At 57.5% G+C, this 13,680-nt stretch carries 8 protein-coding genes and 1 pseudogene; 8 read left to right on the top strand and 1 reads right to left on the bottom strand.

Annotated elements, in window-relative coordinates; all coding sequences use genetic code 11:
• The first annotated feature begins 122 nt into the window (after positions 1–122).
• The 8 genes and pseudogenes from gyrA to RHM55_RS08255 all read left to right on the top strand — a co-directional run bounded on the left by gyrA (position 123) and on the right by RHM55_RS08255 (position 11,877).
• On the top strand, positions 123–2,897 hold the full coding sequence (gyrA, locus tag RHM55_RS08290; protein ID WP_322181007.1) for a DNA gyrase subunit A: 2,775 nt from the start codon (positions 123–125) through the stop codon (positions 2,895–2,897).
• A gap of 309 nt (positions 2,898–3,206) precedes the next feature.
• A complete protein-coding gene (serC, locus tag RHM55_RS08285) occupies positions 3,207–4,292 on the top strand; it encodes a 3-phosphoserine/phosphohydroxythreonine transaminase (protein WP_322181005.1) in 1,086 nt (361 codons plus the stop codon).
• Positions 4,292–5,386, top strand: a complete 1,095-nt coding sequence (gene pheA, locus RHM55_RS08280; RefSeq protein ID WP_322181003.1) for a prephenate dehydratase — start codon at positions 4,292–4,294, stop codon at positions 5,384–5,386. The genes serC and pheA overlap by 1 nt, the downstream gene beginning before the upstream one ends.
• A gap of 15 nt (positions 5,387–5,401) precedes the next feature.
• Positions 5,402–6,514, top strand: coding sequence for a histidinol-phosphate transaminase (hisC, locus tag RHM55_RS08275; RefSeq protein WP_322181001.1), 1,113 nt, complete (start codon positions 5,402–5,404; stop codon positions 6,512–6,514).
• A 28-nt stretch (positions 6,515–6,542) separates the two neighbouring features.
• Positions 6,543–8,750, top strand: coding sequence for a bifunctional prephenate dehydrogenase/3-phosphoshikimate 1-carboxyvinyltransferase (locus RHM55_RS08270; RefSeq protein WP_322182798.1), 2,208 nt, complete (start codon positions 6,543–6,545; stop codon positions 8,748–8,750).
• Positions 8,747–9,436 (top strand): (d)CMP kinase, encoded by a 690-nt coding sequence (cmk, locus tag RHM55_RS08265; protein WP_219063884.1) that lies wholly within the window; start codon positions 8,747–8,749, stop codon positions 9,434–9,436. Before RHM55_RS08270 ends, cmk begins: the two co-directional genes overlap by 4 nt.
• Before the next feature lie 121 nt (positions 9,437–9,557).
• Positions 9,558–11,249 carry a 30S ribosomal protein S1 gene (rpsA, locus tag RHM55_RS08260; RefSeq protein WP_219063883.1) on the top strand — a complete coding sequence of 564 codons (1,692 nt, stop codon included), beginning with the start codon at positions 9,558–9,560 and terminating at the stop codon, positions 11,247–11,249.
• A gap of 170 nt (positions 11,250–11,419) precedes the next feature.
• Positions 11,420–11,877, top strand: a pseudogene (locus RHM55_RS08255) (REP-associated tyrosine transposase).
• Between the two features lie 178 nt (positions 11,878–12,055).
• Here the strand turns inward: RHM55_RS08255 and RHM55_RS08250 are convergent.
• On the bottom strand, positions 12,056–13,594 hold the full coding sequence (locus tag RHM55_RS08250; protein ID WP_322177118.1) for an IS3 family transposase: 1,539 nt from the start codon (positions 13,592–13,594) through the stop codon (positions 12,056–12,058).
• Between the last annotated feature and the right edge of the window lie 86 nt (positions 13,595–13,680).

Raw genomic sequence — 13,680 nt, 5'->3', positions numbered from 1 at the left:
ATCCATGGCATAACTCGTTGATTTGTCGTAAGTCGTTGCATGGCAAATGCCTGCAGCGGCGAGCTTCGTTCGTCCCGCATGGATGTGACGAGGTTTCACCAGAAAAAGGAATCAGGCTTCTCATGGGCGAACTGGCCAAAGAAATCCTCCCGGTCAATATCGAAGACGAGCTGAAACAGTCCTACCTCGACTACGCGATGAGCGTAATCGTCGGACGGGCACTGCCGGATGCGCGTGATGGCTTGAAGCCCGTGCATCGGCGTGTACTCTTCGCGATGAGCGAACTGGGTAACGACTGGAACAAGCCGTACAAGAAATCTGCCCGTGTGGTCGGCGACGTTATCGGTAAGTACCACCCGCATGGTGATACTGCTGTTTACGACACTATCGTACGGATGGCTCAGCCATTCTCCCTGCGCTACCTGTTGGTAGACGGCCAGGGCAACTTCGGTTCGGTGGACGGCGACAACGCCGCAGCCATGCGATACACCGAAGTCCGGATGACCAAGCTGGCCCACGAACTGCTGGCCGACCTGCATAAAGAAACCGTGGACTGGGTGCCGAACTACGACGGCACCGAAATGATCCCTGCGGTCATGCCGACCCGTATCCCCAACTTGCTGGTCAACGGCTCGAGCGGTATCGCCGTGGGCATGGCGACCAACATTCCGCCGCACAACCTCGGTGAAGTCATCGACGGTTGCCTGGCGCTCATCGACAACCCTGAGTTGACCATCGATGAGCTGATGCAATACATCCCGGGTCCTGACTTCCCGACGGCCGCGATCATCAACGGTCGTGCCGGTATCGTCGAAGCCTATCGCACCGGTCGTGGGCGCATTTACATGCGTGCCCGCTCGATGGTCGAAGACATCGACAAGGTCGGTGGTCGTCAGCAGATCGTCATCACCGAACTCCCGTACCAGCTGAACAAAGCACGTCTGATCGAGAAGATCGCCGAGCTGGTCAAAGAGAAAAAGCTCGAAGGCATCACTGAACTGCGCGACGAGTCCGACAAAGACGGCATGCGCGTAGTGATCGAACTGCGTCGTGGCGAAGTGCCTGAGGTGATCCTCAACAACCTCTACGCCCAGACCCAGCTGCAAAGCGTTTTCGGTATCAACATCGTAGCGCTGATCGATGGCCGTCCGCGGATCCTCAACCTTAAGGATCTGCTGGAAGCATTCGTTCGCCACCGTCGCGAAGTCGTCACCCGCCGTACCGTTTTCGAACTGCGTAAAGCCCGTGAACGTGGTCACCTGCTCGAAGGTCAAGCGGTCGCCCTGTCGAACATCGACCCGGTTATCGCGTTGATCAAAGCTTCGCCGACACCGGCTGAAGCCAAGGCAGCGCTGATCGAAACACCGTGGGAATCCAGTGCTGTTGTGGAAATGGTTGAGCGTGCCGGCGCAGATTCCTGCCGTCCGGACAACCTTGACCCGCAATATGGCCTGCGTGACGGCAAGTATTTCCTGTCGCCGGAACAGGCTCAGGCGATTCTGGAACTGCGTCTGCACCGTCTGACCGGTCTCGAACACGAAAAACTGCTGACCGAATACCAGGAAATCCTCACCCAGATCGGCGAACTGCTGCGTATTCTCAACAGCGCCGAACGTCTGATGGAAGTCATCCGCGAAGAGCTGGAGCTGATCCGCGCTGAATACGGCGATGTGCGCCGCACCGAGATTCTCGATGCGCGTCTGGACCTGACCCTCGGCGACCTGATCACCGAAGAAGAGCGTGTCGTTACTATCTCTCACGGTGGTTATGCCAAGACTCAGCCGTTGGCCGTCTACCAGGCTCAACGCCGTGGCGGTAAAGGCAAATCGGCTACCGGCGTCAAGGATGAGGACTACATTGCTCACCTGCTGGTCGCCAACAGTCACACCACGCTGTTGATGTTCTCCAGCAAAGGCAAGGTGTACTGGCTCAAGACATACGAAATTCCGGAAGCGTCGCGTGCTGCCCGTGGTCGTCCGTTGGTCAATCTGTTGCCGCTGAGTGAGGGTGAATACATCACCACCATGCTGCCGGTAGACATGGAAGCCATGCGCAAGAAGTCCGAAGAAGAAGGCGGTGACGATGTCATCACTCCAGAACTGGACGACGTAGCAAGCGACGAGAGCGAAGAAGACAGAAAGGCCCGCATCAAGGCGGAAGACAGGAAGAAAGCTCCGTTCATCTTCATGTCGACTGCCAACGGCACCGTGAAGAAAACCCCGCTGGTGCAATTCAGCCGTCAACGCAGTGTTGGCCTGATCGCGCTGGAGCTGGACGAAGGCGACATCCTGATTTCCGCCGCCATCACTGACGGCGAACGCGAAGTCATGCTGTTCTCCGACGGCGGCAAAGTGACACGCTTTAAAGAGTCCGACGTTCGTGCCATGGGCCGTACCGCTCGCGGTGTGCGCGGCATGCGTCTGCCAGAAGGTCAGAAGCTGATTTCCATGCTGATCCCGGAAGAAGGCAGCCAGATTCTCACCGCGTCCGAGCGTGGTTTCGGCAAGCGCACTGCGATTACCGAGTTCCCTGAGTACAAACGTGGCGGTCAGGGCGTTATCGCCATGGTCAGCAACGACCGTAATGGCCGTTTGGTCGGTGCGGTACAAGTGCTCGACGGCGAAGAAATCATGTTGATTTCCGACCAGGGCACCTTGGTTCGTACCCGTGTTGATGAAGTGTCCAGTTTGGGTCGTAATACCCAGGGTGTAACCTTGATCAAACTCGCCAGCGACGAAAAACTGGTCGGCCTGGAGCGTGTTCAGGAGCCATCGGAAGTCGAAGGCGAAGAGTTCGAAGAGGGTGAGGTGTTGGAAGGCGAAGTGCTTGAAGGCGAAGTGCTGGATGTCAGCGACATCGACGAATCCCAGCAAGTCGACGCCCCGGAAGAAGAGTAATGCGATACCTGTAGGAGCAGACTTGTCTGCGAATGGTTTGACGCGGTGTATCTATCAGGTATGCCCCTATCGCAGACAAGTCAGCTCCTACGGCCTTCGGCCAGAAACAGATGCCCGGCCGAACACGAATTCCTGGAGGAGCTGACTTGTCTGCGATCTAGTGCGAAGCGCTAGCAAAAATAGTGAATTCACTACCGTCGGAAGGTCGTACCGAGTCGAGCGCGACCCCGGCTTATCGCAGACAAGTCAGCTCCTACAGATTTGATACACGTGCAACGCGTACAGACCCAAGCATTGACGAGAGTGGATATGAGCAAGCGAGCTTTTAACTTCTGCGCAGGTCCTGCTGCGCTCCCTGAAGCTGTTCTGCTGCGTGCCCAGGCAGAACTCCTGGACTGGCATGGCAAAGGCCTGTCCGTCATGGAAATGAGTCATCGCAGTGATGAGTTCGTCTCCATTGCCAACAAGGCCGAGCAAGATCTGCGCGACCTGATGAGCATCCCCTCAAACTATAAAGTGCTGTTTCTGCAAGGCGGCGCAAGCCAGCAATTTGCCCAGATTCCGCTCAATCTGTTGCCGGAAAACGCCAGTGCCGATTACATCGACACCGGTATCTGGTCGCAGAAAGCAATTGAAGAAGCATCGCGCTTCGGCAACGTCAACATCGCTGCCAGCGCCAAGCCTTACGACTATTTCGCCATTCCTGGCCAGAACGAGTGGAAGCTGTCCAAAGACGCTGCCTACGTTCACTACGCACCCAATGAAACCATTGGCGGCCTGGAATTCAGCTGGATTCCTGAAACCGGCGATATCCCGCTGGTGGCTGACATGTCCTCGGACATCCTGTCGCGCCCCGTGGACGTTTCCAGGTTCGGCATGATCTACGCGGGCGCCCAGAAAAATATCGGCCCGAGCGGTATTGTCGTCGTGATCATTCGCGAAGACCTGCTCGGTCGTGCCCGTACAATCTGTCCGACCATGCTCAACTACAAAGTCGCCGCCGACAACGCGTCGATGTACAACACCCCGCCGACTCTATCCTGGTACCTGTCCGGACTGGTGTTCGAATGGCTCAAAGAGCAGGGTGGCGTCGAAGCCATCGGCAAGCTCAATGACATCAAACAGCGCACGCTGTACGACTTCATCGACGCCAGCGGCCTGTACAGCAACCCGATCAACAAACCCGATCGCTCGTGGATGAACGTGCCGTTCCGTCTGGCCGATGATCGTCTGGACAAGCCGTTCCTGGTCGGCGCCGAAGCACGTGGTCTGCTCAACCTCAAGGGCCATCGTTCGGTTGGCGGCATGCGTGCCTCCATCTACAACGCCGTCGACATCCATGGGGTCAACGCCCTGGTGGCGTACATGGCAGAGTTCGAGAAGGAACACGGCTAATGTCTGAGCAAGAACTCAAGGCGCTGCGCATCCGCATTGACAGCCTGGACGAGAAAGTCCTGGAGTTGATCAGTGAGCGTGCGCGCTGTGCGCAAGAAGTTGCGCGGGTGAAAATGGCCACGCTCACTGAAGGCGAAGTGCCAGTGTTCTACCGTCCAGAACGCGAAGCCCAAGTGCTCAAGCGTGTCATGGATCGCAACAAGGGGCCGTTGGGCAACGAGGAAATGGCGCGCTTGTTCCGCGAAATCATGTCCTCGTGCCTGGCGCTGGAGCAGCCGCTGAAAGTGGCTTACCTCGGTCCTGAAGGCACCTTCACCCAAGCTGCAGCCATGAAGCACTTTGGTCACGCTGTCATCAGCTTGCCGATGGGTGCCATTGATGAAGTGTTCCGTGAAGTCGCAGCCGGCGCGGTGAATTTTGGCGTGGTCCCGGTGGAAAATTCCACCGAAGGCGCGGTCAACCACACCCTCGACAGCTTTCTCGAACACGACATGGTCATCTGTGGCGAAGTCGAATTGCGTATTCACCACCATTTATTGGTCGGTGAAAATACCAAGACCGACAGCATCAGCCGCATCTACTCCCACGCCCAGTCGCTGGCCCAGTGCCGCAAGTGGCTGGACGCGCATTACCCGAATGTCGAGCGCATCGCCGTTGCCAGCAACGCCGAAGCGGCCAAGCGGGTCAAGGGTGAGTGGAACTCGGCGGCCATCGCCGGCGATATGGCGGCAGGGCTGTACGGCCTGACCCGTATCGCAGAAAAAATCGAAGATCGCCCGGATAACGCCACGCGTTTCCTGATCATCGGCAGTCAAGAAGTCCCGCCGACTGGCGACGACAAGACCTCGATCATCGTGTCGATGAGCAACAAACCAGGCGCGCTGCATGAATTGCTGGTGCCCTTCCATGAGAACGGAATCGACCTGACCCGTATCGAAACCCGACCTTCACGCAGCGGTAAATGGACCTACGTGTTCTTTATCGACTTCGTCGGCCATCACCGTGATCCATTGATCAAGGCCGTGTTGGAACAGATCAGTCAGGAAGCGGTGGCACTCAAGGTGCTGGGTTCCTACCCGAAAGCGGTTCTCTAAAGGGGTTAGCACTACATGAGCGTCGACTTCCTCGCCCTGGCACAGCCGGGCGTGCAAAAACTTTCGCCTTACGTCCCGGGCAAACCCGTGGACGAACTGGCGCGCGAACTGGACATCGATCCGGCCCGGATCATCAAGCTGGCCAGTAACGAAAACCCGCTGGGTTCCAGCCCTAAGGCCTTGGCCGCGATTCGCGACGAACTCGCCGAGTTGACCCGCTACCCGGACGGTAATGGTTTCAATCTCAAGGCGCGTCTTGCAGAGCGCTGCGGTGTGCAAGCCAATCAAGTCACCTTGGGTAATGGCTCCAACGACATTCTGGAGTTGGTCGCTCGTGCGTATCTGGCGCCGGGCCTGAATGCGGTGTTCAGTGAGCATGCGTTCGCCATCTATCCTATTGTCACTCAGGCTGTTGGCGCCGACGCTCGCGTTGCGCCCGCCAAAGACTGGGGTCATGACCTGCCGGCAATGCTCGCGGCTATCGATAGCAACACCCGCGTCGTGTTTATCGCCAACCCGAACAACCCGACCGGGACCTGGTTCGGTCCGAGTGCCTTGGCTGACTTCCTCGCCGCCGTGCCGGAAAACGTGTTGGTGGTGCTGGACGAGGCTTACATCGAATACGCCGAAGGCGCGGAACTGCCAAATGGCCTGAACTACCTGGCGGATTACCCAAACCTGCTGGTATCGCGCACCTTCTCCAAGGCCTATGGCCTGGCATCGCTGCGCGTCGGTTATGGCGTGTCTTCGCCGGTTGTTGCTGATGTGCTGAACCGTGTACGTCAGCCGTTCAACGTCAACAGTCTTGCGCTGGCGGCGGCTTGTGCTGCGCTGGATGACGTCGAGTACGTGGCCCAAAGTCGCCGTGCGAACGAAGCCGGGATGCAACAGCTTGAACAAGGTCTGCGTGTGTTGGGCCTGAGCTGGATTCCGTCCAAGGCCAACTTCCTTGCCATTGATCTCGGTCGCGAAGGTGCGTCGGTCTATCAAGGCCTGCTCCGTGAAGGCGTGATCGTGCGCCCGGTCGGGGGGTATGGGATGCCAAACCACCTGCGGGTCAGCATCGGTCTGCCGGGCGAAAACGCGCGCTTCCTTGAGGCTTTGGCCAAGGTTCTGGCACGTGGTTGATGTCATGCCCGTGCAATCAACTCAACCTATGATCGGGCGCCTGGTGGTGATCGGCCTCGGCTTGATCGGTGGTTCGTTCGCCAAAGGCCTGCGTGAAAGTGGCCTGTGCCGGGAAGTGGTGGGTGTCGATCTGAATCCGCGCTCGCGCCAGCTGGCGGTAGAGCAGGGCGTGGTCGACCGGTGCGAGGAAGATATCGCTGCCGCCTGTCGCGGCGCTGACGTTATCCAGCTCGCTGTGCCTATTCTGGCAATGGAAAAGTTACTGACGTTGTTGGCGACCCTTGATCTTGGCAATGCTGTGCTGACCGATGTCGGCAGCGCCAAGGGCAACGTGGTGCGCGCTGCGCGTCTGGCGTTTGGCGGTTTGCCCGCGCGTTTCGTGCCGGGGCATCCAATTGCCGGGTCCGAGCAGAGCGGGGTGGAAGCCTCCAACGCCCAGCTGTTCCGTCGGCATAAAGTGATTTTGACACCGCTGGCCGAAACCGATCCGGCAGCGTTGGCCCTGATTGACCGTTTATGGTCTGAGCTGGGCGCGGATGTCGAGCATATGCAGGTCGAACGCCACGATGAAGTGTTGGCGGCGACCAGTCATTTGCCGCATCTGCTGGCGTTTGCCCTGGTGGACTCACTGGCTAAGCGCAACGAGAATCTGGACATCTTTAGATACGCAGCGGGCGGTTTCCGCGATTTCACAAGGATCGCGGGCAGTGACCCGGTGATGTGGCACGACATTTTTCTCGCTAATCGCGAGGCGGTGTTACGCACATTGGATACATTTCGCACAGACCTCGACGCCTTGCGCGACGCGGTCGATGCAGGGGATGGGCTTCAATTACTGGGCGTATTCACTCGCGCCCGTGTTGCTCGCGAGCATTTCAGTAAAATCCTTGCCCGCCGGGCTTATGTGGACGCTATGAACACCAACGACCTGATTTTCCTGGCTAATCCTGGTGGACGCGTTTGCGGACGTATCCGCGTTCCAGGCGACAAATCGATTTCCCACCGCTCGATCATGCTCGGCTCGCTGGCCGAAGGCACGACCGAAGTCGAGGGCTTCCTCGAAGGTGAAGACGCGCTGGCAACCTTGCAGGCGTTCCGTGACATGGGTGTTGTGATCGAAGGGCCGCAAAATGGCCGCGTGACCATCCATGGTGTTGGCCTGCATGGCTTGAAAGCCGCGCCGGGCCCTATCTATCTGGGCAACTCCGGCACTTCGATGCGCCTGCTTTCCGGTTTGCTGGCCGCGCAGAGCTTCGACAGCACCTTGACCGGCGATGCCTCGCTGTCCAAGCGGCCGATGAACCGCGTCGCCAATCCATTGCGTGAAATGGGCGCCGTGATCGAGACCGCCGCTGAAGGTCGTCCACCGATGATCATTCGCGGCGGCCATCGTCTGACCGGCCTGACCTACACCTTGCCAATGGCCAGCGCACAGGTGAAATCCTGCCTGCTGCTGGCTGGCCTGTATGCCGATGGCAAGACCAGCATCACCGAACCTGCACCGACGCGTGACCATACCGAACGCATGCTGCGCGGCTTTGGCTACCCGGTCAGCGTTCAGAACAGCACCGCTTCCGTAGAGTCGGGTCACAAGCTCACCGCGACCCACATTGAAGTGCCTGCTGATATCTCCTCGGCAGCCTTCTTTCTGGTCGCCGCGTCTATTGCTGAAGGCTCTGACCTGTTGCTTGAGCACGTTGGCATCAACCCGACGCGTACCGGCGTCATTGATATTCTGCGTCTGATGGGCGCCGACATCACCCTGGAAAACCAGCGCGAAGTCGGCGGCGAACCCGTGGCAGATCTGCGTGTACGCGCGGCCAAACTCAAGGGCATCGAAATCCCTGAAGAGCTGGTCCCGCTGGCAATCGACGAATTTCCGGTACTGTTCGTGGCGGCAGCCTGTGCAGAAGGGCGCACCGTCCTGCGCGGCGCCGAAGAGCTGCGGGTCAAGGAGTCCGACCGTATCCAGGTCATGGCCGACGGCTTGCTGGCGCTGGGCGTCAAAGTCGAGCCGACCCCGGACGGCATCATTATCGATGGCGGCCTGATCGGCGGCGGCGAAGTTCACGGTCACGGCGACCACCGGATTGCCATGGCTTTCAGCGTGGCCTCCCTGCGCGCATCGGCACCGATCCGCATCCATGATTGCGCCAACGTCGCGACCTCATTCCCCAACTTCCTCGCGCTCTGCGCTCAAGTCGGCATGCGTGTAGCAGAAGAGGCGCAGTCATGAGAGTTCGAGCGCCAGTCATCACCATCGATGGACCTAGCGGTTCAGGCAAGGGCACCGTTGCTGGCCGGTTGGCCAAGCATCTGGGTTGGTGTCTGCTGGATTCCGGAGCGCTCTATCGTTTGCTGGCGTTCTCCGCGCGTAACCACGGCGTCGACCTGACGAATGAAGAGGCCCTGAAGCTGCTGGCCGCTCATCTGGATGTGCAGTTCAACGTCGGCACCGATGATCACGGGCAGCGGATTACTCTGGAAGGCGAAGATGTCACCCACGCCATCCGCAACGAACAGATCGGCAATGGCGCCTCGCAAGTGGCTTCACTGCCCGCGGTGCGCGATGCCTTGCTCCAGCGCCAGCGCGCGTTTCAGGAGCCGCCGGGCCTGGTAGCCGATGGTCGCGACATGGGCACTGTGGTGTTCCCGGATGCGCCGCTGAAGATTTTTCTGACCGCCAGCGCCGAGGAACGTGCACGTCGCCGTTACTTGCAGTTGAAGGCAAAAGGCGATGATGTTAGTCTGTCGAGTCTGCTAGATGAGATATGTGCACGCGATGAGCGTGACACCCAGCGAGCGGTAGCCCCGCTCAAGCCGGCGCATGACGCCATACAGCTGGATTCCACTGAATTATCCATCGAGCAGGTGCTGGAACGCATTTTGAGTGAAATCGCACTTCGCGATCTCGCCGGATGACAAGGAAGCGTGTGGGAGACCAGGCATAGTCCCACAGGCCTTCTTTTATTTGAACGAAACCCACGTTGTCTGGAACGTGGCAGATGGGCGTATTCTTCGCCCTTGATCAACAGGAATTAAAATGAGCGAAAGCTTTGCAGAACTTTTTGAAGAAAGCCTAAAGACCCTCAACCTTCAGGCCGGTTCGATCATCACCGCGATCATCGTTGATATCGATTACCAGGCTGGATGGGTTACGGTTCACGCCGGTCTGAAATCTGAAGGCCTCATCCCGCTGGAGCAGTTCCACAACGACGCTGGCGAGCTGACCATCAAGATCGGCGACGAAGTGCACGTTGCACTGGACGCGGTCGAAGATGGCTTTGGCGAAACCAAGCTGTCCCGCGAAAAAGCCAAGCGTGCTGAGTGCTGGATTGTTCTGGAAGCGGCTTTCGCAGCTGAAGAAGTGGTCAAGGGCGTTATCAACGGTAAGGTTAAAGGCGGCTTCACTGTCGACGTTAACGGCATCCGTGCGTTCCTGCCTGGTTCTCTGGTTGATGTCCGCCCAGTGCGTGACACGACTCACCTGGAAGGCAAAGAGCTCGAATTCAAGGTCATCAAACTCGACCAGAAACGCAACAACGTTGTCGTTTCCCGCCGTAGCGTCCTTGAAGCCGAGAACAGCGCTGAGCGCGAAGCTCTGCTGGAATCCTTGCAAGAAGGTCAGCAAGTCAAAGGTATCGTCAAAAACCTCACCGATTACGGCGCATTCGTCGATCTGGGTGGCGTCGATGGCCTGCTGCACATTACCGACATGGCTTGGAAACGCATCAAGCATCCATCGGAAATCGTCAACGTTGGCGATGAGATCGATGTAAAAGTCCTGAAGTACGATCGCGAACGCAATCGTGTTTCCTTGGGTCTGAAGCAGTTGGGCGAAGATCCATGGGTCGCTATCAAAGCTCGCTACCCAGAAGGCACTCGCGTAACAGCCCGTGTTACCAACCTGACCGACTACGGCTGCTTCGCTGAGCTGGAAGAAGGCGTTGAAGGCTTGGTACACGTTTCCGAAATGGACTGGACCAACAAAAACATCCACCCTTCGAAAGTCGTACAAGTTGGCGACGAAGTGGAAGTTATGGTTCTGGACATCGACGAAGAGCGTCGTCGTATCTCCCTCGGTATCAAACAGTGCAAATCTAACCCATGGGAAGATTTCTCTGGCCAGTTCAACAAGGGCGATAAAATCTCCGGCACCATCAAGTCGATCACCGATTTCGGTATCTTCATTGGTCTGGACGGCGGCATCGACGGCCTGGTTCACCTGTCCGACATCTCCTGGAACGAAGTTGGCGAAGAAGCCGTACGTCGCTTCAAGAAGGGCGATGAGCTCGACACCGTGATCCTGTCTGTTGATCCAGAGCGTGAACGCATCTCCCTGGGCATCAAACAGCTGGAAAGCGATCCGTTCTCCGAGTACGTGATGGTCAACGACAAAGGCGCTATCGTTCGCGGTATCGTTAAAGAAGTTGACGCCAAAGGCGCCATCATCACTCTGGGCGACGACATCGAAGCTACTCTGAAAGCCTCCGAAATCAGCCGTGACCGCGTTGAAGACGCGCGTAACGTTCTGAAAGAAGGCGAAGAAGTTGAAGCCAAGATCATCAGCGTTGATCGCAAGAGCCGCGTAATCCAATTGTCCATCAAGTCGAAAGACGTTGAAGACGAGAAAGAAGCTATCCAAAGCCTGCGCGCCAAGCCAGAAACTGCGGAAAGCACAGGTCCTACCACCATCGGTGACCTGCTTCGCGCACAAATGGAAAAACAGAACTAAGTTCTGATTGACCATAGAAAAAGGGCGACTTCGGTCGCCCTTTTTTGTGCTTGCGAAAAGCCCATCACGATCCCTCTGACACACCTCGCCAAACATACCTCCCTGCACACCACCCCACACTTGGCTAATCTGGGACATACACCTGATTACCCAACGGGAGGGGCAACGGAATGCCCAAACACGCGCACAGCCATAGCCTACGCCATGGCCGACTCTCTGAAATCAGCCAAATTTACCTGTTAACCACCGTCACCCAAAACCGCCACCCCCTCTTCAAAGACTGGCGCCTGGGACGGTTGGTCGTCTCCGAACTAAAACGCGCCGAAGAGCAAAGCCTGGTTCAGTCATTAGCCTGGGTAGTGATGCCCGATCACCTGCACTGGCTCATCGAGCTAAAGCAAAACTCCCTTTCCCGCGTCATGCAACAAATCAAAGCCCGAAGCGCTATCGCAATCAACAAAGCCACCCAAGCCAAAACCGTGTATGGCAACGCGGATACCACGATACAACCCTCCGCCCCGAAAACGACCTAAAAAAACTCGCCCGCTACATCGTCGCAAACCCCCTGCGAGCCGGGCTGGTCAAGCGAATAGGTGACTACCCACTGTGGGACGCCATATGGCTTTAACATCACACTATCCCAGCCGCTGAGCTGACTCGTAACTACGCGTCCCGGTCAGCTCCCACCTATCAAAATCATTGCCCATACGGTCTCCGCTTCTGGCCGCAAGGCCGTAGGAGCAGACTTGTTGTCAATACCGGTTGAAAACTGACCCACCGGGGATGCGGACAAAAACTTGGACTGGTTATGCCGCGAAGCCCAGGCTTTCACGATACTCAATGGGACTGAGCGCGCCGAGGGAAATCTTTATACGTTTTTCGTTGTACCAGCGAATGTATGAATCCAAGGCCTGAATGAACTGCTCGATGCTCGTTGACTGCCAGTTGCGAGGATAGAACAGTTCCGTTTTCAGTCGGCCGAAGAAACCTTCACAAGCCGCGTTGTCTGGTGAGCAGCCTTTGCGCGACATCGAACGAATCAGCTTCGCATCAGCGATGCGCGATAACCAGCCGGGCCAGCGGTAGTGAGCGCCACGATCGGAGTGAACAACAGGCCGTTTATCGTTGCTGGCCACCGTTTCGATAGCGGCATCCAGCATCGTGTTCACAAGCTCGGCGTCGGGACGCGTGCCGATCGACCAACTGATGACCTTTCCATCGAAGCAGTCGATCATGGGGGACAGGTACACCTTACCGGCCGGGATCTGGAACTCCGAGATGTCGGTCAGCCATTTCTCATTCGGAGCTAGAGCCGTGAAGTCGCGGTTGAGGAGGTTTTCCGGCGCCGGACTGATCTCCCCGAGGTAGGAAGCATATCGACGCCGTTTCGGCTTGGCGACGACTAGGCACTCCTGCTTCATCAAGCGCTGCACCACCTTCTCTGAAAGGCGCACACGCTGCCTGCTTAACGAAGCTCGCATCCGACGGTAGCCATAGCAACGATGATTGCGCTCGAATATGTCCGCCATGGCACGACGCACTTCGGTGTACTTTTCCGCGACCTGCATTCGGGCTCGATGATAGAAATAGGAGCTTCGGGCCAAGCCCAGTGCTTCAAGCAGCTCTGACAAGGAGTATGTCTGCCTCAGGGCATCAGCCAGCAATGTCTTCTCCCGATTGGTCAGGACTTGCCGGTTGATGCCCGTCTCTTTTTTTATGAGTTCATTCGCCCTCATCAACAGGTCATGTTCAAGCTGCAAACGGCGAACATCGAGCTGGAGAGATTCGAGTTGCCGCTGCAACTCCTCTCGTTCCGGTGACGATGAGGGTTCAAGTCGACACTTCATGGATGGGGATACCTCTGGGCCGAGTAGCTGGTTTTTCCAGTTGTACAAGGTCGGCCTGCACACGCCCAGCTTTTGAGCCAGGGCTTTCGCACTTTCTTTTCGCGTGCACAGCGCGATGACCGCTGCCTGCTTCACCGCTGGCGGCCGGGCTAACCCGTCTGATCGACCGACAACACGCGTATGCAACTCGGGGTGCATTTCGTAAATCCAGGCACGCAACGAATCCCGCGCGGGGTAGCCTAACGCCTTGATGGTAGCGGCGATGTTGCGACCGTATTCGAGATAGTGCCCGACAGCCTTTTCCCTTTGGGCCAGTGAGTACTTCGACTTCGAGTTCTCGTAGCCACGCGGCAGGTCGAGGCATCGCTCATACTCTGCGTGCCAGCTCTTCAAAGAGTTCTTCGTCGGGTAGCCCAACTGACGAATAGTTGCCCCGGTTCGCTTGCCCAGTTTGATGTAGAGCTTGACCGCTCGGATACGGTCTTCGTATGAATACATGAACTACCTCCAGGTAGTCCAAGATTTCCGCCGCATCCCCGGTGGGTCAGTTTTGCATCGGTACTGACAACTTGTCTGCGAAGACC

Source organism: Pseudomonas sp. MH9.2, assembly GCF_034353875.1.
GTDB lineage: Bacteria > Pseudomonadota > Gammaproteobacteria > Pseudomonadales > Pseudomonadaceae > Aquipseudomonas.
The sequence above is the reverse complement of the archived record's forward strand: the minus strand, read 5'-3'. Positions and strand labels throughout refer to the sequence as shown.

Bases quoted from the DNA above. Each gene is read 5' to 3' on its own strand.
- cmk (WP_219063884.1), top strand. From the start codon at position 8,747: ATGAGAGTTCGAGCGCCAGTCATCACCATCGATGGACCTAGCGGTTCA.
- RHM55_RS08250 (WP_322177118.1), bottom strand. From the start codon at position 13,594: ATGTATTCATACGAAGACCGTATCCGAGCGGTCAAGCTCTACATCAAA.
- RHM55_RS08270 (WP_322182798.1), top strand. From the start codon at position 6,543: ATGATCGGGCGCCTGGTGGTGATCGGCCTCGGCTTGATCGGTGGTTCG.
- pheA (WP_322181003.1), top strand. From the start codon at position 4,292: ATGTCTGAGCAAGAACTCAAGGCGCTGCGCATCCGCATTGACAGCCTG.
- rpsA (WP_219063883.1), top strand. From the start codon at position 9,558: ATGAGCGAAAGCTTTGCAGAACTTTTTGAAGAAAGCCTAAAGACCCTC.
- hisC (WP_322181001.1), top strand. From the start codon at position 5,402: ATGAGCGTCGACTTCCTCGCCCTGGCACAGCCGGGCGTGCAAAAACTT.
- gyrA (WP_322181007.1), top strand. From the start codon at position 123: ATGGGCGAACTGGCCAAAGAAATCCTCCCGGTCAATATCGAAGACGAG.
- serC (WP_322181005.1), top strand. From the start codon at position 3,207: ATGAGCAAGCGAGCTTTTAACTTCTGCGCAGGTCCTGCTGCGCTCCCT.